This window comes from Paenibacillus sp. FSL R10-2771 (assembly GCF_038000205.1).
GTDB classification, from domain to species: Bacteria; Bacillota; Bacilli; order Paenibacillales; family Paenibacillaceae; genus Paenibacillus_AQ; species Paenibacillus_AQ phytohabitans.
In genome coordinates, this window is sequence record NZ_JBBOBM010000001.1 from 5,819,817 (window position 1) to 5,842,887 (window position 23,071).

The 23,071-nt window shown below is 43.0% G+C and carries 42 protein-coding genes; 10 read left to right on the plus strand and 32 right to left on the minus strand.

Annotation, left to right across the window (positions count from 1 at the left end; genetic code table 11):
* Positions 1-8: 8 nt before the first annotated feature.
* The 3 genes from NSU14_RS24750 to NSU14_RS24760 form a co-directional block, all read right to left on the minus strand.
* Positions 9-881, minus strand: coding sequence for a type II secretion system F family protein (locus tag NSU14_RS24750; RefSeq protein WP_340947549.1), 873 nt, complete (start codon positions 879-881; stop codon positions 9-11).
* 319 nt (positions 882-1,200) lie between these two features.
* Positions 1,201-1,404, minus strand: coding sequence for a helix-turn-helix domain-containing protein (locus NSU14_RS24755; protein ID WP_340947550.1), 204 nt, complete (start codon positions 1,402-1,404; stop codon positions 1,201-1,203).
* A 140-nt stretch (positions 1,405-1,544) separates the two neighbouring features.
* Positions 1,545-1,958: a LytTR family DNA-binding domain-containing protein gene (locus tag NSU14_RS24760; protein WP_340947551.1), complete on the minus strand. Its 414-nt coding sequence runs from the start codon at positions 1,956-1,958 to the stop codon at positions 1,545-1,547.
* Positions 1,959-2,077: 119 nt separating this feature from the next.
* Between NSU14_RS24760 and NSU14_RS36040 the strand changes: the two genes are divergently transcribed.
* The gene (locus NSU14_RS36040; protein ID WP_445670061.1) at positions 2,078-2,320 is read left to right on the plus strand and encodes a helix-turn-helix transcriptional regulator; all 243 of its coding nucleotides are present in this window, start codon (positions 2,078-2,080) and stop codon (positions 2,318-2,320) included.
* Between the two features lie 194 nt (positions 2,321-2,514).
* On the opposite strand, the gene NSU14_RS24765 is transcribed toward NSU14_RS36040, so the two are convergent.
* The 9 genes from NSU14_RS24765 to NSU14_RS24805 form a co-directional block, all read right to left on the minus strand.
* Complete coding sequence (locus NSU14_RS24765) at positions 2,515-2,886, minus strand: LytTR family transcriptional regulator DNA-binding domain-containing protein (RefSeq protein ID WP_340947552.1); 372 nt, start codon at positions 2,884-2,886, stop codon at positions 2,515-2,517.
* On the minus strand, positions 2,887-3,042 hold the full coding sequence (locus tag NSU14_RS24770) for a cyclic lactone autoinducer peptide (RefSeq protein ID WP_340947554.1): 156 nt from the start codon (positions 3,040-3,042) through the stop codon (positions 2,887-2,889).
* Positions 3,043-3,549 (minus strand): accessory gene regulator ArgB-like protein, encoded by a 507-nt coding sequence (locus tag NSU14_RS24775; RefSeq protein ID WP_340947555.1) that lies wholly within the window; start codon positions 3,547-3,549, stop codon positions 3,043-3,045. It lies immediately after the preceding gene.
* Between the two features lie 8 nt (positions 3,550-3,557).
* Positions 3,558-4,181, minus strand: coding sequence for a hypothetical protein (locus NSU14_RS24780; RefSeq protein WP_340947556.1), 624 nt, complete (start codon positions 4,179-4,181; stop codon positions 3,558-3,560).
* A gap of 120 nt (positions 4,182-4,301) precedes the next feature.
* Positions 4,302-4,547, minus strand: coding sequence for a hypothetical protein (locus NSU14_RS24785; protein ID WP_340947558.1), 246 nt, complete (start codon positions 4,545-4,547; stop codon positions 4,302-4,304).
* Positions 4,544-4,786 (minus strand): DUF7667 family protein, encoded by a 243-nt coding sequence (locus tag NSU14_RS24790; protein WP_340947560.1) that lies wholly within the window; start codon positions 4,784-4,786, stop codon positions 4,544-4,546. The genes NSU14_RS24785 and NSU14_RS24790 overlap by 4 nt, the downstream gene beginning before the upstream one ends.
* Positions 4,787-4,934: 148 nt before the next feature.
* The gene (locus NSU14_RS24795) at positions 4,935-5,063 is read right to left on the minus strand and encodes a hypothetical protein (RefSeq protein ID WP_340947561.1); all 129 of its coding nucleotides are present in this window, start codon (positions 5,061-5,063) and stop codon (positions 4,935-4,937) included.
* Positions 5,064-5,139: 76 nt separating this feature from the next.
* Positions 5,140-5,337: a hypothetical protein gene (locus tag NSU14_RS24800; protein ID WP_340947562.1), complete on the minus strand. Its 198-nt coding sequence runs from the start codon at positions 5,335-5,337 to the stop codon at positions 5,140-5,142.
* A gap of 30 nt (positions 5,338-5,367) precedes the next feature.
* On the minus strand, positions 5,368-5,538 hold the full coding sequence (locus NSU14_RS24805) for a hypothetical protein (RefSeq protein ID WP_340947564.1): 171 nt from the start codon (positions 5,536-5,538) through the stop codon (positions 5,368-5,370).
* A gap of 143 nt (positions 5,539-5,681) precedes the next feature.
* Between NSU14_RS24805 and NSU14_RS24810 the strand changes: the two genes are divergently transcribed.
* Complete coding sequence (locus NSU14_RS24810; protein ID WP_340947566.1) at positions 5,682-5,885, plus strand: helix-turn-helix domain-containing protein; 204 nt, start codon at positions 5,682-5,684, stop codon at positions 5,883-5,885.
* A gap of 19 nt (positions 5,886-5,904) precedes the next feature.
* A complete protein-coding gene (locus tag NSU14_RS24815) occupies positions 5,905-6,147 on the plus strand; it encodes a hypothetical protein (protein WP_340947568.1) in 243 nt (80 codons plus the stop codon).
* Between the two features lie 38 nt (positions 6,148-6,185).
* On the opposite strand, the gene NSU14_RS24820 is transcribed toward NSU14_RS24815, so the two are convergent.
* From NSU14_RS24820 to NSU14_RS24830, 3 genes are read right to left on the minus strand one after another with little or no spacing between them, the layout of a single operon-like run.
* Complete coding sequence (locus tag NSU14_RS24820) at positions 6,186-6,665, minus strand: hypothetical protein (protein ID WP_076242963.1); 480 nt, start codon at positions 6,663-6,665, stop codon at positions 6,186-6,188.
* 14 nt (positions 6,666-6,679) lie between these two features.
* Complete coding sequence (locus NSU14_RS24825) at positions 6,680-6,979, minus strand: hypothetical protein (RefSeq protein ID WP_076242962.1); 300 nt, start codon at positions 6,977-6,979, stop codon at positions 6,680-6,682.
* Positions 6,972-7,169: a hypothetical protein gene (locus tag NSU14_RS24830; protein WP_076242961.1), complete on the minus strand. Its 198-nt coding sequence runs from the start codon at positions 7,167-7,169 to the stop codon at positions 6,972-6,974. The genes NSU14_RS24825 and NSU14_RS24830 overlap by 8 nt, the downstream gene beginning before the upstream one ends.
* A 151-nt stretch (positions 7,170-7,320) precedes the next feature.
* Here NSU14_RS24830 and NSU14_RS24835 point away from each other — a divergent pair, with 151 nt between their 5' ends.
* The 4 genes from NSU14_RS24835 (at position 7,321) to NSU14_RS24850 (ending at position 10,907) form a co-directional block, all read left to right on the plus strand.
* Positions 7,321-7,827, plus strand: a complete 507-nt coding sequence (locus tag NSU14_RS24835; RefSeq protein ID WP_076242960.1) for a hypothetical protein — start codon at positions 7,321-7,323, stop codon at positions 7,825-7,827.
* Between the two features lie 153 nt (positions 7,828-7,980).
* Positions 7,981-8,844 (plus strand): ATP-dependent DNA ligase, encoded by an 864-nt coding sequence (locus NSU14_RS24840; protein WP_340947569.1) that lies wholly within the window; start codon positions 7,981-7,983, stop codon positions 8,842-8,844.
* 36 nt (positions 8,845-8,880) lie between these two features.
* Positions 8,881-9,552: an SOS response-associated peptidase gene (locus NSU14_RS24845; protein ID WP_340948990.1), complete on the plus strand. Its 672-nt coding sequence runs from the start codon at positions 8,881-8,883 to the stop codon at positions 9,550-9,552.
* A 170-nt stretch (positions 9,553-9,722) separates the two neighbouring features.
* Entirely contained in the window at positions 9,723-10,907 is a 1,185-nt protein-coding gene (locus tag NSU14_RS24850) for a hypothetical protein (RefSeq protein ID WP_340947570.1), read from the plus strand.
* Positions 10,908-10,943: 36 nt separating this feature from the next.
* Here the strand turns inward: NSU14_RS24850 and NSU14_RS24855 are convergent, their stop codons facing one another.
* From NSU14_RS24855 to NSU14_RS24865, 3 genes are all read right to left on the minus strand, one after another.
* Positions 10,944-11,162 carry a hypothetical protein gene (locus NSU14_RS24855; protein WP_340947571.1) on the minus strand — a complete coding sequence of 73 codons (219 nt, stop codon included), beginning with the start codon at positions 11,160-11,162 and terminating at the stop codon, positions 10,944-10,946.
* Positions 11,163-11,172: 10 nt separating this feature from the next.
* Positions 11,173-11,436, minus strand: a complete 264-nt coding sequence (locus NSU14_RS24860; RefSeq protein ID WP_340947572.1) for a hypothetical protein — start codon at positions 11,434-11,436, stop codon at positions 11,173-11,175.
* 134 nt (positions 11,437-11,570) lie between these two features.
* Positions 11,571-12,608, minus strand: coding sequence for a fibronectin type III domain-containing protein (locus tag NSU14_RS24865; protein WP_340947573.1), 1,038 nt, complete (start codon positions 12,606-12,608; stop codon positions 11,571-11,573).
* A 210-nt stretch (positions 12,609-12,818) separates the two neighbouring features.
* On the opposite strand from NSU14_RS24865, the gene NSU14_RS24870 reads away from it, so the two are divergent.
* The 3 genes from NSU14_RS24870 (at position 12,819) to NSU14_RS24880 (ending at position 13,841) form a co-directional block, all read left to right on the plus strand.
* Positions 12,819-13,019 (plus strand): hypothetical protein, encoded by a 201-nt coding sequence (locus tag NSU14_RS24870; RefSeq protein WP_340947574.1) that lies wholly within the window; start codon positions 12,819-12,821, stop codon positions 13,017-13,019.
* 172 nt (positions 13,020-13,191) lie between these two features.
* Positions 13,192-13,380: a type II toxin-antitoxin system HicA family toxin gene (locus tag NSU14_RS24875; protein ID WP_340947575.1), complete on the plus strand. Its 189-nt coding sequence runs from the start codon at positions 13,192-13,194 to the stop codon at positions 13,378-13,380.
* A 38-nt stretch (positions 13,381-13,418) separates the two neighbouring features.
* Complete coding sequence (locus tag NSU14_RS24880) at positions 13,419-13,841, plus strand: type II toxin-antitoxin system HicB family antitoxin (protein ID WP_340947577.1); 423 nt, start codon at positions 13,419-13,421, stop codon at positions 13,839-13,841.
* Positions 13,842-14,070: 229 nt separating this feature from the next.
* Here NSU14_RS24880 and NSU14_RS24885 read toward each other — a convergent pair whose 3' ends face one another.
* The 14 genes from NSU14_RS24885 to NSU14_RS24950 all read right to left on the minus strand — a co-directional run bounded on the left by NSU14_RS24885 (position 14,071) and on the right by NSU14_RS24950 (position 23,071).
* Positions 14,071-14,223, minus strand: coding sequence for a hypothetical protein (locus NSU14_RS24885; protein ID WP_340947578.1), 153 nt, complete (start codon positions 14,221-14,223; stop codon positions 14,071-14,073).
* Positions 14,213-15,550 (minus strand): hypothetical protein, encoded by a 1,338-nt coding sequence (locus NSU14_RS24890; protein WP_340947580.1) that lies wholly within the window; start codon positions 15,548-15,550, stop codon positions 14,213-14,215. The genes NSU14_RS24885 and NSU14_RS24890 overlap by 11 nt, the downstream gene beginning before the upstream one ends.
* A gap of 172 nt (positions 15,551-15,722) precedes the next feature.
* Positions 15,723-16,163 carry a hypothetical protein gene (locus tag NSU14_RS24895; protein ID WP_340947582.1) on the minus strand — a complete coding sequence of 147 codons (441 nt, stop codon included), beginning with the start codon at positions 16,161-16,163 and terminating at the stop codon, positions 15,723-15,725.
* A 458-nt stretch (positions 16,164-16,621) separates the two neighbouring features.
* Complete coding sequence (locus tag NSU14_RS24900; RefSeq protein ID WP_340947583.1) at positions 16,622-17,137, minus strand: ImmA/IrrE family metallo-endopeptidase; 516 nt, start codon at positions 17,135-17,137, stop codon at positions 16,622-16,624.
* A gap of 1 nt (position 17,138) precedes the next feature.
* Positions 17,139-17,507: a helix-turn-helix domain-containing protein gene (locus NSU14_RS24905; RefSeq protein WP_340947584.1), complete on the minus strand. Its 369-nt coding sequence runs from the start codon at positions 17,505-17,507 to the stop codon at positions 17,139-17,141.
* Positions 17,508-17,661: 154 nt separating this feature from the next.
* Positions 17,662-18,018 (minus strand): phage holin, LLH family, encoded by a 357-nt coding sequence (locus NSU14_RS24910; RefSeq protein ID WP_340947585.1) that lies wholly within the window; start codon positions 18,016-18,018, stop codon positions 17,662-17,664.
* The gene (locus NSU14_RS24915) at positions 18,018-18,812 is read right to left on the minus strand and encodes a M15 family metallopeptidase (protein ID WP_340947586.1); all 795 of its coding nucleotides are present in this window, start codon (positions 18,810-18,812) and stop codon (positions 18,018-18,020) included. Before NSU14_RS24915 ends, NSU14_RS24910 begins: the two co-directional genes overlap by 1 nt.
* Positions 18,812-19,093 carry a DUF6527 family protein gene (locus tag NSU14_RS24920; protein ID WP_042136455.1) on the minus strand — a complete coding sequence of 94 codons (282 nt, stop codon included), beginning with the start codon at positions 19,091-19,093 and terminating at the stop codon, positions 18,812-18,814. Before NSU14_RS24920 ends, NSU14_RS24915 begins: the two co-directional genes overlap by 1 nt.
* Positions 19,090-19,458, minus strand: coding sequence for a hypothetical protein (locus tag NSU14_RS24925; RefSeq protein WP_340947589.1), 369 nt, complete (start codon positions 19,456-19,458; stop codon positions 19,090-19,092). The genes NSU14_RS24920 and NSU14_RS24925 overlap by 4 nt, the downstream gene beginning before the upstream one ends.
* Positions 19,445-19,642, minus strand: coding sequence for a hypothetical protein (locus tag NSU14_RS24930; RefSeq protein ID WP_340947590.1), 198 nt, complete (start codon positions 19,640-19,642; stop codon positions 19,445-19,447). Before NSU14_RS24930 ends, NSU14_RS24925 begins: the two co-directional genes overlap by 14 nt.
* A gap of 2 nt (positions 19,643-19,644) precedes the next feature.
* The gene (locus tag NSU14_RS24935) at positions 19,645-19,923 is read right to left on the minus strand and encodes a hypothetical protein (RefSeq protein WP_340947592.1); all 279 of its coding nucleotides are present in this window, start codon (positions 19,921-19,923) and stop codon (positions 19,645-19,647) included.
* A gap of 268 nt (positions 19,924-20,191) precedes the next feature.
* Positions 20,192-20,578 (minus strand): hypothetical protein, encoded by a 387-nt coding sequence (locus tag NSU14_RS24940; protein WP_340947593.1) that lies wholly within the window; start codon positions 20,576-20,578, stop codon positions 20,192-20,194.
* A gap of 19 nt (positions 20,579-20,597) precedes the next feature.
* Positions 20,598-22,448 carry a hypothetical protein gene (locus tag NSU14_RS24945; RefSeq protein WP_340947594.1) on the minus strand — a complete coding sequence of 617 codons (1,851 nt, stop codon included), beginning with the start codon at positions 22,446-22,448 and terminating at the stop codon, positions 20,598-20,600.
* An 11-nt stretch (positions 22,449-22,459) separates the two neighbouring features.
* Complete coding sequence (locus tag NSU14_RS24950; RefSeq protein ID WP_340947595.1) at positions 22,460-23,071, minus strand: YmfQ family protein; 612 nt, start codon at positions 23,069-23,071, stop codon at positions 22,460-22,462.

Here is a 23,071-nt window from a genome sequence, read left to right on the forward strand (position 1 = left end):
TCTACCTCCTACATTTTTAACATCATCAGCGCCGGTGTCCCCACCAGCACAATCACAATTAAGAAGATAACCACCATCGGGAAGACCAGCTTTGAGGAAGCCTGTTCCCCGTGGGTCCGGCTGATAGCCTTCCGCTTCTCCCAGAGCATCCGCGACAGATCACGCAACGACAGAACAAAGTCAGCTCCGCCTCTGCGGTAATTTAGCAGTACTGTAGTTGTGAAGATGGAGACTTCCTGCACCGCACAACGCTTGCTGAAGTTCTCAAACGCCTGCTGGAACGAATAGCCGCCTTCCCATTCCGCTGTCATCTTCAGCAGTTCAGCATACAGCGGATGGGCGTTGTCTCCCTGGCGGCTGTTGACACAGCGGAGGATTGCCCGCTGCACCGTCTCGCCTGCACCAACAAGCAAGACTAGGCTATTCAGCAGCTCCGGCAGCTCAAGCAGGATTTGCTGCTCCCGCAGGCGCACCTTCTTGTGCAGGTCACTGACCATCGCAACCGGAAGTAGAACTGCCAGGAGGCCGCCAATTGAGATTCCCGCCTGCTCACCCGTAAACAAGGTTAGTGCGCTGCCTCCTGTGATCAACAGCCAGCTGTAGCTGAACATCTCTCCCATGAATAGCAAAGTTCTTTCTGCGCTATGGCGCATGCCGTAGATCCGCTGCAGTGAGCGCTGAATTTTGAACATTACTGCCGGGATTAGGCTAACGACCTTCCCCTTCTCCACAAGCAGCAGGATTGGCTCGCCCAGCCACCGCAGCCGGAGCCCTGCCATGGGCAGCTCACGCAGCGCTGCGTAGCGGCCGCTGCATTTGAAGCGCAGAATCATCCAGCCGGCGGTGAAGATAAGCATGACTGCAGCACATAACAGTGACATGTCAACCCTCCCTCCTCTTCACAATGGAATATCCATGATCTTGGAGGTCCAGAGATAGCAGAGAAATAAGGTAATCAGCGCCAGCGTGGAGACCCCTATTCCAGCACCTGTATACATCGGCTGCATATAGTTTATGCAGGGAATGCAGGTGCATGTAAGAGAATTAAGAGCCATAAAACGCTTGATACGACAGCATTCTAGAGGGAATCTACGGCCATTCTGAGATATTCAGAAAACTATAAGAAACCACTATTTTGTGGGTATTTATTGGGTAAAAAATAATCCCATCAGCGAGAATATTCGCTGATGGGATTATTTTTTATTCAAAGCATATATGATCTACTGTTGTATTATATATCTCCGCAAACACTAGCGCTAAACTAGCCGGAACATCCGCAGGAACCCGTTCAAATTCAATTATCTGTTCCTTAGTTAAATCAGTTAGAATAGATACTTCATCCACTGACTTACCTGAATTAATTCGCGCAGCTCTTATTCCTGAGAACTCATTATTATTCCCCATTATTTATACCTCTCTCTATGTATGGTTATCCATTTTTCATATTCAATTGTATTGTCAATAGATTTCTGCACGCTGAATCCAGTTATCATTTAACTTAACATGTGTTACATTTAAGGTGGTTTTTTTGAAAAATGTTTCACTTAAGGGCTTGTCGGCCAGGACAGGCCCTTAAACAATTTTGAACCTGTTCTCTTCACTTCTGGAATTGAAGAGTTTCCTGCGCGGAAAGTTTTGTATCCCACACTAGACATAGTGCAACTCTTCGTCTGCTTCTCAGCAATCGTATCGAAGTACGCCAACTTATAATCTTGGTCTATAGATTTTATTTTATCAACATTTGCCAATACGCCCCGATCGACCCTCAGAAAATTTAATCCAGCCTTTTCAAACGCCGACTCCCAAAATCTCAGGGGTCCGACAGCAATGTATTGATTATCTTCGGTATGCACTGCTATTGAGAGGCGATTGTCAAATTGCATATATAGGATATCCTCTACTTTTATCTGCTGAATACCGTTACCTTCTTCATTTTCAGTGACTGTTAAATAGATCATATAACTATCCCTCCTGCCTTTTCTTCTGTTCCCCCTCTTTTGATGCCATCAAATTATCCATGTGTTATAATCCTATCAGCATCACCTTCTTAATTTAATAAAGTACCTTGGAGGAAAAAATGGCGCTCATTCTAGGGGAGTGCCAGCTGCGTAAACTAAGGGAAGCTCAAGGCATGAGCCAAGAGGCGCTATCCCAGGCCATTAAAGAAAGGTTTGAATTATCGGTATCTGACACATTAATCTCACAATATGAGCGAGGCAAGAAGACGCCTAACTCTCTTGTAGGTAGGGCCATTTGCTTAGTGCTTGGCTGTGTCGAATCTCAATTTTTCGAATTTATTGATACGCAGCGGCAGGAGTAGATTTTTACTCCCCGACAGCCAGAACCTTACGAAGATGTACTGACTACATTTGTCAATATAATTCCCCCGGTTATATTACTATTAAATCCCATTATTCCAAATTAGTAAACAACAACTCAAATTCTGAATAGGCGTCAATTACTCCTATAATTCGACATTCTTTTTAAAACAAAAAAAGAACCGCTGTTTGCGGTTCATATCATTACAAATGGAATACTTAGAGATTCTAATTGTTCTCTTAGATCTTCGTATCCTTTCTTTGAGAGCATACATCCCTCTTTGCTGTTAAGATCGAAATACGCAGTTTTGAAAAAATCATTCACCCGGATTACTTTCCTCAAATTAATTGCAGCAGTGCGATCCCCGTTTGAAAAAGCATAGCCACTATTATTCAGAGTTGTACACCAATAGTTTAATGGGCCGGTTGTATAATAAATATCATCTGCAGTATAGACAACGACTCTCCTCAATCTACTGCTATGCCTCATGTATAAAATATCATCAACGGACAAAGCAACAGCTCCGGACTCTCCATTTATATCTTTTGTTACCGGCAGATTTACCATCTATTCCATCTCCTTTTTAAGCAGTTCTGAAGGAGTTTCTGGCTGATGTATGAATAAGATACTTGCTGTGCTTGCGGCTGATAATGCAATAATAGACAGAGCCGAAGCAAGGCCATAGGTGGCGCTGCGTTTAGCTAAACTCATGATATTCTTCAATTACTTCACCCCCCTTCGTGAAATCAATGTTAATGACTGTACAAACAACCCCAGTGAGACAGTCTGCGAATTCAAAAGCAAACTCATAATAATTACAGCAGTAGCCCCACCTTTCAATAAAGGAAAATACTTTTTAGGAATACGTGTCTGCTTCTCAATATCTGAGGGGGCAAACAATATAACCATGATTAAACTAAGAACATTCAAATATATTGAATTGTCTCCAACATTGATCATGGAAAGTGTTGTGAATAATGCGGTAGATACGATCACACATGCAAGACCAGATTTAAGATGTATCCCTCCTGATATTTGCCGCAGTAACGCAAATGATGCCATCAGCATTATAACCTGAGCTGTTTTTCCAGTCCAAAATGATATTATTATGGTGAATCCAACTATAAAAACTACATTGTATACGACTTCCAGGGCGTATTTAAGAACAGCCTCGCTGGCCGGATGATTTGGGACAGTCCGCTTAATTGCCCGAGACGTGATAATCGACATCTTTTCTATCAACTCTCTCGATCCTTTCTCATTGCGTAATATAGTAGATAGGCTGATGTCGCTACAAAGAATAGCGTTACTATAGATAGTTCGTTAAAATAAAGAACTATAGAAACTGTTACTAAGAACACCGCAATCAACAAGACTACCATAATATCTTCAAACTTAAATCTTAAGCGGTTCATATCAAATGTGAATCCATATCCTAGTCGGAAGCCTAGCCATGATAATGCCATGATTAATATCCCTGTTGATGCCTGAAGTACATAGCCATTTGCTAATGTGGCCCGGGCTTCTTCAAGTGAACCAAATAACAGCAATGCCAAAAGGCATTGAACTACCCCGAAAATAACATAACCAGAGATAGTTGCAATTACAGAAAAGACTAAAGGCATCCTGACGATGATTGCAAAAAACAATACAAAGAAGAAAATTGTTATTATTGGCATGAAATTCCCTAAAGCAAAATCGTTTCTTAATATGTAGCTTTGGAGGTTCACTAACAAAGTTAGAATGAATGCTTGAGCGATGTGTTCTTGAAACCTGAAACGGAACAAGCACATTGTTAAAAAATATAGAGAGAATGCTTCAATTCCAGAAAAGAACATAAACCCAAATGGTTCCCACGACAATGTACAACACCGCCTGACATAATTTTCATTCAATAGATTAATTATAATTCGATGGACCTATCTGAGTATACTAAAATATGCATTTATAGAGTACGGTCAGGCGGCTTGTTACGCGATCATTCACACATCAAATTCTGCCCATCCAGGAGGTAGTTCTTCTTCGGACACTTGCTCTAATGAATCCGCTTCAACCATGACCAACAGAACCTCCCCAATATCCACGGTTGCTCCTTTGATCACCTCTTTATTATCCAAGGTCTTCGCTTCCCCCACAGCTACGACATTACCCACGCGGCCCCCGTAGCCGCTGGGATGATCTTTGGCGATCCGGACCGGCAGCCCCACATGTAAATCCTCTAATCTCATTGCATGACCACCTTTCCAGTGCGCCGCAGCCAATCCATTTTTGCGGTAATATCAGCCTCCCACTTCACATCTTTTGTTTTTCTCGCTTCAATCAATTGGTTATTAAAGAAATTCATGTCCAGGCAGTAATCAGCATTCACTTTCAGACATTGCTGCAGTTCGATACCCAATTCATCCGAGAGTTGACCTTTCAAATGCTCCTGAAAGAGTTCGGCAAGTCTATTGTGTACTGGCAACATATCTATCACTCCTATGCATTGAGGACGCGCGCAGCCCTCGTATGGCGGATTCCGCGACCATCCCGGCATGAATTATCCGGTAGGTTTCGACCAGTCCGCAGCCGGTCCGTGGCGCTCTCAGCGCTCATCAGGCGGTCATTGAAATATACTATTTGAATTCTACCGTAATGTAAGATAGGCCCATGTCGTCTATTTTGTTAAGCAGATCATCCCTGCCTTTATCCGTGCGTACTAACTCGCGTTCGCTGCCGTCAATCTCGGTGAGCATAGCTATCAATTTGCTTTTGCTACCATTTTCAAATACGTTAATTTTCATTTTGGTCATTCCTCCTTTAGAGGGGCCGTAGCCCATGTTATTTGCTTATTTCCTCATCAGCGCATCTTGCTGCAAGTTGGTTGGTGGTGAGTGTTTCCTTAGCATTATCGTAGTTGTACCAAACGTAGGCATCCGCCTTTACGAAAGTCACACCATTTGGTGTTTCATACTGGTGTACATCATCTTCCATCAATAAACTCCGATATTGGCCGCGAATCTTCATTCTTTTGTCCATCCCTTATCCCTCCCGCGTATGCCCGCCGGCTTAGATTTTATGTGGATCTATTGAGATAACTGCGGAGTAACCTGTTTCACCTTCATAATCGTGCTCTGCGATAGCCAGTGCTTCTAATTGAGTCTTGGCACGCCGTTTTATCTCCCGGAACGGTTGATCCATGAAATGAACTTCAAATTCATATTCGTTCTCTTCAGGCAATTCCCTCACCCCTTACGATATATCGTTATTTGGTTATTTCGTTATTTAAAATATACACCTATATCTTTTCATTGTCAACACAAATAACGATATTGCGTTATATCTATAATGGTGGTAAATTTACATAAAGGAGGCTTGTCCAAATGATTCGGATTAGATTACAAGAAATAATTGACGAGCGAGGAATTAACCAAAAGCAACTTTCAGAACTTACGAAATTAAGACCCACTACAATAAGCGAACTTTGCAACAATATCCGTTCTACGATAAATCGCGAGCATCTTGAAAAAGTTATGGTAGCTCTGGAAATTAAAAATATAGCAGAAATAATTGAATACACTGAATAACTAATAGGAGGAACGATTCGTGAAAGCAAAGTATGGTCTGTTCTGCGTTAGTAAATATGATCCTGCAGGAGGATTTGAAGACATGTTATTGGCGTTCAATAATGTCGCTGAGGTAGAAGCTTATATAGGTGTGAATTCCGGCAACGTTAAGACCTCTATTGCAGAAGATTATTGGGAGTTAGTTGATTTCAGCACATTGGAAAGACATCCAATCGATGCTAAGAATTTAATAGTTTCTATTCAAGAAAAAATCAAAGATTAACGCAAAACCCCGCCAGTATAATCACTGACGGGGTTTTGTTATTTAAAATGATCTTTTAATGTCATTCCCAATTCGGCAGTATACTGGGTCAACCGCAGACTTATCTCTGTACGCATAACGTCACGGGTAAGACCAAACCTCTCCTGTCGTCCCCGGCAAAAGATTTTATGATAAACCAAGAACTCTTCCTGTTCATCCGGCACCACTTTTATGTTCCGTTGCTTCAGTTCCTTTTTCAGCTGATACGTATCCTGTGTGATCCGGCGCTGTATGCTCTGTCCAGCCATTAAATAGGCCCTCTTCAGTATGCTGCCAGAGAGCTCAATCTCCCGGAGGCTTTTATCGACCATAGTCTCGATATATGGCAGTAATATGAGGTCACGCACCATTGTCCGCTCCTCTACGGTAAGCATCTTGTTACCGGCCCCCTCCGCTTTAATCTCCTGCTCGTATTGATCCACATGTTCAGTCGAAACCATCTTAGTTTTCCATCGCTCATTCCCGTCCAATTTACTCATTATGTAAAGCCCCCTCAATGATACAACCAGTAATCTATGTTAGTACTGCGCCCTGGGCTCTGCGTGCCTCCTTGCGGCGTTGTGTCGTATGGTACATGCCGTTCCCACCCCTCAATAATTTCGGCTGTCTCGATTGGTTTGGTTGGGTCCCATGATATATAGTTCTCTGCAGCCAGCACTTTAAAACCCTTGATTATATCTGCAGGTCTGCGCCCGCTTAGGTTTCCAAGCTCCCGGATTGTAGGCATGCGCCGGAAATGATATCGATATTGGGCGATGATCCGCAGCAGCTTGCGCGGGGTATCATCAAGCATGTCGCCGCTCCTGCACAGGCTGCCACGATAAGATACTGGCCGCAAGGAATACGCGCGGCGCACTGGTAGTGAGACACGTAGCCCGGATACGGCCGTTGCGGATGCCGTTCACTTCAATCTTCCGCTGCGTAATCTTGCCCGCTTTGTCCAGGTATATAATTTCAATGGTTTGGCCGATGCTCATCTTCATGGATGATCGCCTCCGTAAAATAAGAACATTTGTTTGTATTATAACCGTACCTGCAATTTTTAAGCAATGGAAATAACTGAAACAACGTATAAAGGAAGTGCTTAAGGAAAGAGTAATATAAATAAATAAATAGCAGATAGGTGTGATTTAAATGCATTTAATTGGTGAAAAATCTATTCAAGGGGACAGTAACATTTCAATTGATCTGCCTCAAAACGAAACAATCGACCGTAAACTTAGAATCTCAGCATTTGGAGAGTTAAAGTCAGGTGAAATAACTCGCTACCTAATCTTAAGGATCAACAAAATTGATAAAGGTTATTATAGTTATGTAGATGTTGGCGGTGACGAACGAGAGGGCGAATGGGGGCATAAACAAGATGAAGTTAAAGATAGAGGTATATATGTTGGACGAAACGGCGGATATTTAGGTCGTTTTGACGCATCATTTACACTCGATTACACCCTCGCGGTTAATTCAAAATCAAAAAGAATTGTGGGCAATGGTACATCCACTTTTGGAGACATTGGCAATAGAACTTATGGTTGTCAAAGTCATGGATTTCTAGAATCCCGTGAACCTATACCTCTTAAAAACATTGAATTAATTTTCTCTGGTGGGATTGCTACATGGACATGTAGGATCTATGCATATTAAAGCCCATGTGTAAGAATTTGCAGAATAACATTATATAAATAGCAGAGGTAAATATTCATCCCGTCAACTAATCATGGTTGACGTTTTTTTTGCCCAAGACTTACCTGCCCCCTCACCTTCCACTGGGATTTATAATTAGGTAGAGGTGAACCTATGTTTATAAGTCCTATGCTACTGCAAACGGCTCCCGGGCCGTTTAGCCACAGCGATTTTATATATGAGCCAAAGATAGACGGCCACCGGCTACCCTACTCTCAACAGGCAGGTAAAGTCCGTTTGTACACTCGTCATAACAATGACTGCACCCTGCAATACCCGGAGCTGCAGCTGCCGTTTGATGACGACATTATTCTGGACGGGGAAGTTGCCTGTGTAGATCCGGCAACGGGTGTATCTGATTTTGAGTCGGTTATGAGCAGGTTCCAGGCCCGCCGGCCAGAAAAGATAAAGCAACTCACCATCACCCTACCAGCTTATTACGCCATCTTTGACATCCTACATTACAAAGGTCAGGACCTCACAGGACTGCCTCTGCTACGCCGCAAGGAGATACTTGCAGGATTATCCCTCCCCTCTTCCAATTTCGGCGTTGTACCTTATGTAGAAGGTGCAGGTGAAGCATTATTCCAGCAGATTGTATCTCGGCATATGGAAGGTATTGTTGCAAAGCGCAAGAACAGCATCTATGAGGTGGGTAGACGCTCTCATGCTTGGCAGAAGGTAATTAACTGGACATATGCAGAGGTGCATATCACAGGTTATCGTAAGCAGGAATTTGGCTGGCTCGCCGCTGTGCCGTCCGGCACGTCCGGTAAACTTCGTCCGGCTGGGATAATTGAGTTCGGGGCATCCCCGCTCCACAAGCAAGCATTCCGAGGAGTGGCCAGCCAGCTCATTACTGGGGAGGATAAGGAGTTTGTACACCTAGAGCCCCGCCTGCGGGCGAAGGTGCGTATGAGAAACTGGACCAAATCCGGTATGCTCCGGACGCCCGTGTTTGAAGGCTTTGTTTTTTGATTATTATAGAGACATCCTTATATGGAGGTTGATTATATGTGTGGACGCTTTACAATTACAGTCACGCTTGAGGAGTTAATTACTCATTACCTAATCGATGACACCAAAATAGCTACTTTAAAGCCAAACTATAATGTCGCACCTATGCATAATATACCGGCAGTAATCGCCAGTGACGAGGGGAAACGCCTTGGAGAACTACGTTGGGGGCTGGTACCGTTTTGGGCCAAGGATGAGAAGATCGGCAGTAAGATGATCAATGCACGCGCTGAGACAGTGGCCGATAAGCCCGCCTTTAAACGGCTGCTTAAATCCAAGCGTTGCATCATTCCGGCTGATGGATTTTATGAGTGGAAAAAGGACGGGACCAGCAAGCAGCCATATCGAATCCTCATGAGTGATGGCAGCCTCTTCTCCTTCGCCGGATTGTATGACACTTGGGAAGATACGGAAGGAAAGAAATTGAGCACCTGCACCATCATCACCACTACCCCAAACAGTCTCATGGAGGACATACATGACCGCATGCCGGTGATCTTGCGTCCTGAAGATGAAGCTGATTGGCTGGGGAAAGACAATGACGATGTCGAATCCTTATTAAAGCTTCTGAAGCCATATGATGCTTCAATGATGAGGGCTTATAAGGTCCCTTCAACTGTAGGCAACGTACGGAATAACACTAAGGAATTACTAGAAGATATCGGATAAGAAACAACCCCGGCAACAAATCTGGCGGGGTTGTTTCTTTTTCTAATGGGATCAAAAAATAAATACTACTGTTCGCTCACTTTATTGCAGATATAGACATATATGTTTAGACAATCCTTGTTAAGTTTTGTAAACTCAATAGCGACAATACATAATAAGGAGTGTAATTAATGAAAAAAATTAAATTATTGCTAGTATTTTTTCTTATTTTCACAGCAGTAAGTGTAATCTCTGTTACCAATGCTTCTTCTAGTACTAATGGCTTCTTAAATGAAAAAACGATGAATCAAGGAATTGATGGTTCTTCTGTATCAAATACAACATCACTTGCCACTGATAACGATGAATCAACTTTTGTTACACTTGATACATCATCACCTTATGCTCCAAATAAAGATTCATTGTGGTATCAGTTTTCTTCACCAATTACCGTTAATTCATATAGATTATTAGCCGATTATGCAAATATTAAAATTGATTATTATGACTCTACCGATACATACATAGGTAGTACCGAAGCCTCCCTAAATACAGGGACGAAACAAAATGTATATGTGAAAAACGTCTCTAAAGTGGTTGTATCTAACACAACTTCTTGGCAGACTGTTAAAATATATGAATTCAACTTATTCCCTGATACGGATACTGGGGAAACATTACTAACTCCTATTAATATTCCCATATATAATTCTGACGGATCGATTAGTGCTAAATCTTGGCAGTCAAGAATTGCGGATGGATCTGATGGTACAGGCAACACCCTTTCTAATAATGCGTATTTCATACTTCATTTAGATAATGAAACAACTATTACCAGAATCTATACTAAAGGACAACTTTACGTTGAGAGAATAAGATATGATTTTTATTCAGATATCGATCAGAAAAACTTAATCCAATCATATACTCCTACAGGAACAGGAACAGCGGAGAACAAAACTGGTTTATCAATACCTGGGGTTAGATCAATGAAGGTTACCGGCTTAGGAGATGGACATAACTATATGACTATAAATGTTTATGGAGAGCCTACCATTCCTTCGGCAACTCCTACTTCAACGCCTATAGTGACTCCATCGCCGTCTCCAACTCCATCTCCATCTCCATCTCCTGAACAGCCGTCAAGAGGTCGTGCTATTCTGGTTCTAACCATGAACACCGGTCTAGAAAAAGAATTCGACCTAACATCAGAAGAGATAACTGCTTTCTTGAACTGGTACGATTCAGCGAACGGATCTGTCCGATATGGCATCGATAAGCATGATAACAACAAAGGCCCATTCAGCAAACGAACAGAATACGTGATACACGATAAGATTCTAACCTTTGAAGTAAATGAATACACAACAGAGTAAACCAAAACAAAACCCGTCAGGCATAAGCCCGGCGGGTTATTTTATGTATGCGCGAAATTCAAATCGTTCCCGGACAAACCGAGCGCCGGCTATCTTAATCGATTCCGGTGTGTATCCCTCCACTATTCCCCCATAATCCATAAGGTGTCCGATAATGTCCGGATCTTCCCGATACCAGACAGATACTTTGGATTGCGCCATTGCTGCCACGAAGAAATCATTGTCGCTCTCCAAGACTTTATATGTAGTGCTCATACTGTCACTCCTATGTATAATAGCGAATCTTCAATGTACTACTTTGACCACTCGTTGTTGAGAATAAAATCTTATCAATCCTCTTTTTATAATCGTACATTGCTTCACAACACATCGGCATCCTGTGATTTCCATCTTGTGCTGGGTATCCTCCAACATTTGAATGTACTTCGCCAGATACAACATCTACGTATTCTGCCCCTGCCTCACGTGCCTCATCTATTAGCCGTTTAACTTCGCGGCGAAAATCGCTTCTTGTTGGGGTTTGACTCATGATCATCCCGCTTTCAGAGAATATACAACCAGTATATTTTATTTGGAACATTATGTATATGTGGGTAAGGAAACTTTTCCTGAACGCAAAAAAAACACCCCGCCATTACTGGCAGGGTTAAATATGAGAAGAAGTTATTCTGCTGAATATTCATCTACGTTGAAGGTTAGGATCTTATCGAATACTACATACTCTGTTCGCTTAGTAAACGGCCCTTTATTCCAAGTTTTAATGAGAGCATATTTTGCTGGTCCAACACCTGCATCTTTTTGGTCAAACCAATCAATAAAGGCATTCACTTCAGTAATAGACAGATCGTATTCTTTCTCTGCTCCGTTAATAAGATAAATAGTTAGGAGTGCACGCCCAGTATCCGGCACTACGGCTACCATTGGTATAGCAGATGCTTCATTTGAACTGATGCTTTCGCCCGCTGCATTAACTGCGGATACTACATAATAATATTTTACATCACTGGTAACGTTAATATCAGTATAAGTAGCATTTGTTACGTTAGAAGCAATTGTTTCATATGGACCGCCGTTTGTTATCGATCTTTTAATATTATAACTCATTGCATTTGTAACTGCAGTCCAACTGAGATCAATTTTCTCGACTGCTGCAGCTGCAGAAAGGTCAATCGGAGCTGTTAGGTTCGTATTGATTAAGTATCCTGTTTCATCAATGTCTATAGCGTCCAGAGTAAAGGTGTTACGATTGTTGCCTGATCTAATTAGAACTGTATGAAAACCTAGAGGCAAGTCTGTCTTTTGATAAATGATAGCCACTGCTCCACCCGAGGCGCTATATTCGCTAAGAGTTTCGGTTACGCCATCCACAGTAACTGTATTGTTAGAGTGCCTACTGCTATAAAAGTCAGCAATGACTCGAAGTTTTGTTCCATAAAACGTAAATGAAACAGTGTTTCCGTTGGTAGCATTACCCGTTACTGCCATACCACCGTTATAATAACCTACATTACTCGCTTTGTACCAGCTGCCTGCATATTTTAATCCCACATCTGTATCATCATACCTTATCCAACCAGCTTCTTGAGTAGTAAGTTGATCACCTACAGCTGCAGCATATGTATTAGTTTGTCCTGAAAAAAACAACACCCCTGCGAATATAACCAATACTAGTTTTGATACTATACTCTTCCATTGTTTCACAAAATCCATCTCCTTTAATATGTATGCATCAAGCCTACATTAAAAAAGGGCGAACAAACAGTCTGTTTTTCGACAGAAATTTACAATACACTTAAGGGTTATTGAGGAAAAATGTGGAATGATATAGAGGTCATGAACTCCGGTAAGGAAACTTTTCCTGATGCCATATTATGAGGTGTATAATAATCAAAAAAGACCCGAGGTGTGGTCATGGATAAAAAGCTTAAGCAAAGTTTGAAGGTCGCAGCTATAAGACGAGAAATGATTGTTGTATGGCTATTAAATGGGGACAAGATAAAGGGCATTGCAGAGGTATCGGCAGATCCAGAGCGAGTAATGATCAATACGATTGAGGGGCCAGTTTGGGTTCCTTACATTGATGTGGAGAGTATTTCACGGGTTGCGGATTGAAGGAGAAACCTGTGAATAAGAATACGGAGTACTACATTGTTGGGTTTAATTATGTTTAAAAAATCCATCAAACAAAGAAAGTATTATTTAAAACCCTCCTTATAATACGTGTAATTAATACGTTGACACGTGTTATTAATACGTGTATTATATAAGTATAAGGAGGGTTGAGATGAAGGCTTATAGCTCAAGAGAAATTATAAAAATTCTTGAAGAGGACGGATGGTACATAATAGGAGTACATGGCAGCCATCATTACTACAAGCATCCGACAAAGCCCGGTAAGATTACGGTGCCGCACCCACGAAAAAGCTTTCCTCCAAAGACACAAGCAAGTATCCTAAAATCAGCAGGGTTGTAGGGGCGTAAGCCCCTCCCCTCAAGGAGGTTAAACCATAGATGAGTAAAAAAGATGTGTACCGCTTCTGGTCGCTACTTGATAGCTCTGAAGAAGGGGTCTCTGTTCGTTTCCCTGATCTGCCCGGCTGCCTGACTGCTGGTGATACCGCAGAAGAAGCACATGCCGCAGCGCGGGAGGCATTGGAAGGATTCTTGTATGTGATGGAACAAGACGGGGATGCCATTCCAGATCCATCCACGCTGGACGTAATTTTAAAGCAGGCAGAAGCCGGAGAAGCTGCTTTAGATGTAATGGTATGGATGCCTACTGTTCGGGCGGCCATGGAGTCCAAGGCTGTCAAAAAGACACTGACAGTGCCTAAGTGGCTGAATGACGAAGCAGAGCGGCAGCACCTCAATTTTAGCCAGGTTCTGCAGGAAGGATTAAAGCGAAGTCTCGGAATTGATAACCAGCGAGTGTAACGCAATGGCAATTGAACTGCCGGCTTAGACCAAAAAAAGCCCGCCGACCAAGTTATGGTCGACGGGCTTTTGCCGATGATTTCAGACTGCACGCTCGGTACTTCCGATCCAGGTTCATTATCACAATGATCATAAGGAGAAATTCCTTGAGCATGTTAAATACTTCTGACATTTATTGAAGAAAAATCAAAATAAGAATGTTATGTATGAGATAAGAAAAAAGGAGAATTTATTTCAAAACCAATTTTTGTTCAACTATAGCAGAGATTTTGTCCTTAGCTTTCTTTTGAGCATTTTTTAGTAGCACTCCTTGTTCTTCTTCATTTTTGGTAAGCGGATATTTTGTTTTAATTAACATTAACCTGATATCTTTAACGCTCATAAGTATTTCCTCCTCTTTTATTCTCAAAATAATGTGAGTTTAAATTCGGGTCAAAATAATGTTTTCTTTTTATCCAGATAAAACCATCCCCCTTGGTGATTAAGGCTACATCAACTGGCCCGCCAACTGTTTCACTATCCGATGAAATCTTTCTTTTAAAAGACGTAAGATTAACCATTGTCTCAGCAATTACTGCCAATTCCTCTTTGGGCATAATATCAATGGTGTCTACTAAAGGCAAAGCATGGTTTTCTCTTCTATATTGGAATGTCTGATCCATGTATGATTCTAATAATTCTTCGGTTATTTCTTGTAAATTGTTAGTCAGTTTATTTAAATCTTCTTCTTCATAATCCATTCTACCTTGTATTTCTTCCGCAAGCTTATTCGCAAGATCACTCATTGATGATTTCAATAACTTAAAAGAAAAATTATCTATATCCGGATCAACTCCACTTGCTATAGTCTGAACCATGTCATCTTGTGCAAACGGAACAAGACTAGAAGTAACCGAGGAATTATTTAAATTTTTTGTTTTTTCAGGATTGATTTTTAGCTTTAAATTACCATTAACCTTACTCTCTACAATATATGCAGTCATCGCTGGAAAAATTTCCTTATTACCAAATCCTGCAAAGACAACGCCGGAATAGTCATTAAAAATATCTTTATTAAAGTAATATCCCACCATCATTTTTAACAATTGAACAATTTCATCATCTTTAGGAAATTTTGTCCATGATGAATCAATTACTTTGTCCAAAATCTCGTCATAACGACTTATCAACTGTTCGACATCGTCTAAAGAAAATCCTTCTAAGTAAGGTATATTTGAAATGACTTCCAACTCAAATTCTAAACTTTGTTTCACTAGGCTAACCACTACTTCACTTTTTAGCCCTGAAGTCACTTCCTCATCAGACATTTCTTCAACAAAATCTTCAATTACTCTTCCAATTTTATTCATCGTTTTTTTTAAATAAATATATGAAATCCCATAAAAATCATCACTTTGTCGTGTGTCAACAAAAAATAAAAAAGGGTCTTTTTCTAAGAAGTCTAAGAAATCCCGACAATAATCATCTAAATAATCAAAACACTTGTCTGATGAAGATTCTCGGTACATTTTTATAATGGTTTCCCAAGGTACTCCAGTAAGTTCTGCATTCCCATAAATCATAATACCAATAGGATTGCATTTAGAAAGCATGAACAGTTTATTTGCATGATTGTATATTTTCTGACCATGCGCACCTCTTATTGTAACTGCGCTATCCGCAGCAAGTGCAATAGCTTGTTTGTTAAGCACGCCAATCTCAGCTGTCATCCATGAACTCCCTCTCAATTAATACTATTTACTTTCATAATACGACATAAATACAATCTTTTCCTTCCGATCGTATGTTCTAATTGCGACTGAAAAGGTATAATGTCCACATTAAGGACACAAAAAATACCCTACCGATTCTGATAGGGTATTCAATACTAAAAAATTGTGTTTATTTTTTGCTTGCAAAATATCCAATTCCGATTATCACAAGTATTAACACGATAGCCATTTTGGAAATAAGGTATACAATAAAACTTGCTCCAGCAATAAACAGGAGTAAAGCAGTAATTCCGTATACCGCCTTATTAAGAATTAAATTATTATCATCATAATAGTTATATCTATCCCAGCTTTCATCCTTAAAGACAAAAAATGCCCACGATATAGAAACTCCAATTAGAAAAACTCCACTAAAGAGATTCATTGCATATTCCAAAACTAATCTTTTGCCAGTGCCTGGAGCAAGGTTAAATAAGCTATTTAAATTGGGTACAGACATAGTTTGAAACCAGATAAGAGTAATTAACCCTATAAGCAGGAATACAATAGTTACAATAGAGGTTTCGCTTTTCTTTTTATAAGCATTCAATGCTGCATCAAGTATACTCATATACTGCCTACACTTCCTTTGGTTTTAATATTGTGATATTTTTCACTTAAAATTTTAAATAAAACGACTACTCGGAACCACTCGAATAGTCGTAGAGACTATTAAGCTCCTGGCTCTAACTCATCCACAGGGATAAACCAAGCCTTCTTACCATAATTTCTTGCCCATAGAATCTGTTGAGACTTTGGATGTTTTCTCCATGCCCGCCAGATTCCAAAACATCCTGCTCTTTCGTTCCATACTACCTTATGATTACCATGACTCTCTGACATTTCACATCATCCTCTTTTTTATATTTGTTGCCGAGAGATGATGTGTGTGCTACAATATCGTTGAAGGTTTTTTGTGATCGATATTGTAGTGGTTCGCACACTTTTGTGTTGAATTCTACAGACTTGTTGGCTCTCGGCAACTAAGAGAGCTATTTTTTTTGCCCACTTCCATATAACTCGTCCCCTCTAAGTAAGTTTTAATTGAATTTCAGCTACTGGTCTTGATACCCCACAAAACCTCTCCACCTCAGCAGTTGTCATCCCCCTGATTAAATCAGGAGGGGCAAGAATTTCTCCAGCAAATACATTGGCTTGCCATTCAGGATCGAGGTATGCCGGCACGCTCTCTTTCCCTTTTGCTCTAGCATATGCAACGGTTTTAGGGGAATGAAGCAAGTAATGGGCAATTTCATGCGCAACGGTAAATCTATCTCTTGCCACACCTTCGACTGCCCTATCGTAAACATCTTCTCGTAGGGTAATTAAGTTTTCTTCGGGATAAGTTATCCCATAACACGAACCCATCTCTTTCATGGTAAGGATTTCGTAGCTAAATTTTTTGTCTACCTGTTCCATCCCGAACTCCAAAAACTCCATGACAGGGAAGTAAAGGTCATTGCTCAGGCCAAAAGTATCCCTTAAGTAAAGTACAGTTTCTCTTATTTTAGCCCTAGACATCGGATTAGCTACGTAAAGATGCATACTACTCTCCTCCTTTCTTACTATTGAGGAGAATACTGCGGATCTTATCCCTATTTTCCTCATCAAGGTCTTTGAATTCTCTGGCGAATGCCATGATTAGGTTTTTCTCTTTGTTGTCATATCCAGTCAGTTCCATTTTCATGGTGAGTTGGGATTCTTCGATTGCTTCCTTCAACTCTCTCTTCTGAATTTTGCTCAACGAGTATGTTTCTGCGATTGTTTCCAACCATTGATGAGGGACGCTTCGTTTACCGTTTTCCACAGCAGATAAATATGAAGATGATACCCCTAATTTATCTGCCATTTCCTTCAGTAGTTCGCCATTGTCTATTCTCAACTTCCGGCAAATTTTCCCGAATAGAGTCAACATGGTTACCCCTCCTTCCTATATGAAGTTGTAACTTACACCCATAATATACCACAGCTTGTACACTCAGTCAACAATTTTTGTGAAACTGTACTACATTTTTTCGTTTCACTAATACACAAAAGCCCACCAACCGAAGCCAGTGGGCAGTTTGAAATTACTGTGTAACAGAAGTTTGACCATTGAGATAGGCTGCTTCAATGGCTGCCCGGATCTCCATTGGCGTGACATTGATCCCCTTGCGGCCTAACTGTTGCGTAGCATACTCCAGAGCTTGTGCAAGCTTAATCTGACTCTCTTCGCTTTTGAACACTGTTGCAGCATAAGCATAGGCTTCACCCGCAACCCTGTGCAGCAGTTCCCGCTGTTTGGCATCCAATTTACTGTCCAGATATGTTACAGCCTTAGCCTTTACAACGCCTACAGCAGACAACAGGACGGCAACCAGAGCGCCGACAAGGGCGGTGACAACAGTAGTTACATACGGCTGTGCTATTTCAACGATGGGTTGCATCACTTAGCCCCTTTCTTGAATACTCCGGCACGGTCAAGGATCGTCACCATCCGGTAGAAGTCATAACTACCGTTTGCTGTAGTATCCAGCAACCCCGCTGCCTTTGCAGCCTCACAGGCGGGCAGTGCCCACTTAGGAATTTCCGGCAGTTTGGCCGACTTCTCCAGCTCGGTAACCCTATTGGACAGAATAAGTGCCGCTTCCGCCTGAGCCTTAATGAGCCATTGCATTGCTTCAAAATCCTTCTTCTCTTGTACTGTCATGGCTTCGTTCGCCTCCCCTTGTAATTTATCAATGACGGCATAAGCCGCTGCTACCTGCGCCTCCGTTGGTTTCTTGCCAGCCCGCAACTGAGCCGTGCTCATGCCGAAGGTCATCTGCAGGTGGGGCAGATCCTTAAAACTCGTCCAATCCCCGCCCCATTCAAAGCCCAGCTTGTTAGCCTCGTCTACTACTTCCATCCAATCAGAAATACCGTCCTTATCAACATCAAGTTTGTTATCCCAGGAAACAACGCGGCCATCATTCAGAAGCAGCGCGAAATCTATAGCCACCCCGTAGTTATGGTAACTGGTGCCGCCTTTGGCGTTGGTTACGATCTGCCCGGGCTTCGTGCGACCCTGCGCGTAGAGTGCATCCTGCTCCGCAATGGTCCGCAGCCCCTGGGTAATGACTATATTGACTCCCCGGGCATAGCAACGCTCAATCAGCGCGATTGTGGCCGCCACAAGGACCGGATGCAACTTCTCAATCTTGGACATGGATTTAAGCTTTACTTGATCCAATGTAAGCATTATTTCATCCCCTTCCGCTCTGAATGCGGCATATCAACTGTGGACCCGGCCAGTTCGTGAAAGCAGTCCGAGAGATACTGAATTTTCCCATCGACAATAAAGCTATGACACACTTCATTTGTGCCAGCTCCAACAAGTAATGACGGTGAGAATGTCGGGCGCTCCATGTCACCGTTAAACTGCCACTGACCTTCAACAATGGGATGGAACTGTTTGCAACCCGGACAAAAGAAGCGCCAGGCTTTCTCCCCAGCGCTCCACTCTATAGGGTGAAGAATCATGATTCTTCCTCTTTCTCCCGTACGGCCGGGAAGATCATAAACAGATCCTGCCGCCGGGTATACATGAGTACGGTCAGGATCAGCAAGCCCAGCGTGGTACCGGTCTGAGCAATAGCCCAGCCTTGCGACTTCAGCGCAGCATAAACCGCTGAATCCCCGGACACGCTCGAGAAGCGAATCCAGAAAGCCACGGCCATCTTGACCGTATAAGCCCCCAGAAAGAAGAACGCGGCCAGCATGAACAAGCTGACCACCCGGGCGCGAAATCTCTTCCGGAAGTATAAAAAAAGCGCGGCCATAAGCAGCACCGCACAGACGAACGATATAGAATAAGCAATCAGCAGCAAGATATCAATGCCCCCCATGATTAACACCCCGATCATAAATTAAAAATTCGGCAAAACCATTGTTCCGGATCTCCTCTTGAATGTCTTTGGAAGTATCCTTATATCTGGCAATCGCAAATGATACCCTGCGGGATGCCCGCGCCAGCTCCTTTTCTCTCTCTTTATGCTGGGGCGATAAACGTTTTATCCATTGACTAAACACGGTTATCCTCCCCTGTCCTCATCATTGCCGGCATTGCTAGCGGCATGATCTATTTTGAGTCTCTGCAATACCTGGAGTGTCGGCGCCATGAAGTCGGACCGCTCTTTGTCGAGGATTGCTTGCAGCCGGTCCCGGTCCTCTTCGGCGCGGTCCAGCAGCTCACGCGGCACCCATTTCCCGCGCCGGATGTCTCTCACAAAACCGAAGACGATAAACACCAGTACCAGCGCCACAATGTAAGCCAAGCCGTATTTGTCTGCGAGCGGCAGCAGCTTTTCCAAGTTTGATACATTATTGCTATCCATTCCCCCGCTCCCCTCTGTCTCTATGATTGTAAAATAGCCCCCGAAGCAGCTCCGAGGGCAAAATAAAAACGCCTCTATGGGCGCCAACTACTCTTTTTGTGGTGTGTTTAAGATCATGTCTATCTCATCGGATGTGATATATTTAGGGCTATACGTTTGCAGCTTAGTCTCTGTGACTTTGCCCATCACCCACATATTTAGTAAAAATGGATACATTGTATTCACCTCCCTCCATAAAAAGATCCTAAAGGCCGAAGTCTAACAGGGCCAGAATTGCTGCCTCGTTCGCCTCTGTTCGCTGTTCCAGAGTCGCGATTTGCTCAGTGAGTGGCTGCTGATAGACTGGATTGCTCGGTTCCCCCGGTACCTCGTTAGGATCAGGATAGCTAAACTCCAGCTTTCCATTGCCTGGGTTAACGCGGTATCCACTGCATTCTGCAAAGTCTTGATTATATTGACCGTATTCTAGTTTTATCATTCCTACGGTTTCGGGGATACGCTCTGAGAGGGCAACATAAGAGGTAAAGTCTTGTTCCTGTGTAGTTTCCACAACATCACCTAACCGCTCTCCAGTGTCTACCAGGATGTTTCCGGTTGATTTTTCATAGTAGATTTTACGACCTATTTGCATTGTTAGGTTGTCTCCTTTCTTATCCCCAGGCTTCCCAGGGGATAGGCCCACTTGCGGGTTGTCTATATGCATACATTGTAAAACCATTAGATTGAATGCTACTGCCAGAACTTGCATCAACGGTAACGTTGTCTTGATATCCGTTACTTATAAAGTTCAATACAAGAAACCATATACCGTTAAAATATCCGTGAGTAACATTGTAAACACCGCTGACGAATCGGCATATAATTACTTTTGGAGTAAATGATAGTCCGTTGACGGTTAATATATTGCTACTTGTATATCCAGCTCCTGAAGCATATTGCTGGGGGAGCAGAGAGCCAACAAGCTGTCCGCCAAAGGCCGTTATACCGCTGCGTACATTAGAAGGAATCAATCCCGCCTCATGTATCCGCAACCAACTGACGCCTGAATAGTAACGGTTTGAAGTCATGCCCAAATAGATATAGGGCAATCCGTTACCGCTGTACGGACCATAACTGGAATTTATAGCTGTTAATTGATCGCTATAATCTGGATTAGTTATAGGCATTGTTCCCGCCGTACCCGCGACTGTATTCCCTACCAGCAATGCTGCAGCAGGGACAGCAACGGCCGCAACTGTTATCGCTGTATCATATATCCCCGCCGCTTTGACAATCGCAGACGGTCCCGGCGTTACCGTACCGCCCGTCTGAACAGTTAGAGATCCAGTTACATCCCCTGCATCTGTAGCTGCCGTTTTCCCCGCGCGAATATCTCCTGCTACCGCAGTACCGGAGCCACCCGCGCTATCTGCCAAAAAATCCGTTCCAACCTTGCGAAACATATAGGGTTTGCCTGCAAGCAGCTTCCCGGTGGCGTATGCGATACCTTTTTGATCTTTCAATGGAATAGCTCCGAGACCGTTCACATTAAGTGTCGGGCCTGCTGTATTTACCAGATTGGGTACAATTGTAATACCAAATCCTTCGGGCAAACTCGCTGGTGCAGGAGTCAAATTAACAGTATAAGCTGCACCAGTACCTGCCGTTATTGAATAAGCAGGCTGCCGCACATAGTCCACAGTAGGGGACTTCCCATTCAGCTGCCCCTGAATCCCCGAGGTCACCCCATCCAAATACCCGAACTCCGCATTAGACACAACGCCTGTTCCGATCTTGGTCGCATCAATCGCCGCAGTGGCATTAACATCCGCATTCACAATTACCCCCGGTGCAATCGCCGTTACGCCATCCCCTGTACTGGTTACATCACCTGTATGATTAGGGTGCGTGTATACTGTGGCATTTGTGCCATTAATTGTGATTACTCCATTAGAAGCCGAATTGGCTACCACATTTGCCCCAGTCGCAATGCCGTCCAGCTTGGTCTTATCTGCAGCAGATTCCAGTCCGGCTGTGGTAGTTGTAGCTGCCGCCGTTGAAGCCTTCGCATTCCATGTTGCCTTTTCTGTGTCCGTAGCAAAACGGTGCGCGCTGTCTTCGACCACCTCCGATCCGTTTACTGCGCCCCAAGCTGCACTCCCTGCTGTAGCTCCTGCTTTTAAAACTTTTGTACTATTTCCAGTACCTGTTGCAGGTACATGCAGGTTTCCATCTCCTGTCGGATGTGTATAGTTATTAGCCCCTGCTGCGATGCCGTCAAGCTTTGCTTTATCCGCCGCTGATTCAAGTCCAGCTGTCGTTGTTGTGGCAACTGCAGTAGAAGCCTTGGCATTCCACGCCGTGCGCTCAGCCGCTGTAATATGCTTAACTGTATCTGCAGCGTGATCCTGTACAGCCTTGACGGCAGTATCCAATATATCCATGTTGCCGTTCAGATCAGCAATATCAACAATATCAGTGCCATCGGGCTTTTTCAGACCCAAATTACCTGTGGTTTGCATGGTTCACTCTCCTATCCAAATGTTCTTAAATCATTCCATGTGCCTGCTCCGGCAGTGTTCCAGGTAATCGTCTTGAGCGATTCCCAATACGTATAAGTGTAAGCAAACTCATAAGCCAGGTGCGCCGGCTTTATTTCCTCCAGGATCTGTATCAGCCCGGCCATGTTCGGTGGTATACCGAGTATGCCAACAAACCGGACGATGAAACGGTACTGCCCGGGAATCCCCTCAACCTTTACCTCCCCACCAGAAAAAGCTGAAGCAGTTCGTTCAATCATTTCCGGCGTTGTCGTACCGGTACCTCTCAATTTCGCACGAATCATCTCACGCCTTGAAATAATTGATTTTGAAAGGTCAGTAGGTAATCCCAATTCATACTCCCATTGAATCAGCCACCATGTTGCTGATTCAGCGAAAAACTGCTTCAGGATATCATTCAATGCTGAGTACAGCAGAGCAATTTCTGTCCCATTGCTTTCCTGGAGGGAGATCATTACCCGAGATGTGCTGTAATAGGCTGGCAGGTATTGCATGAGATCGATTAAAACAGGATTTTCTTCACCGGATTCATTTGATTCTGCTGAGAACAATAGATCAGAATATTGCGATTCTCCATAGGCCAC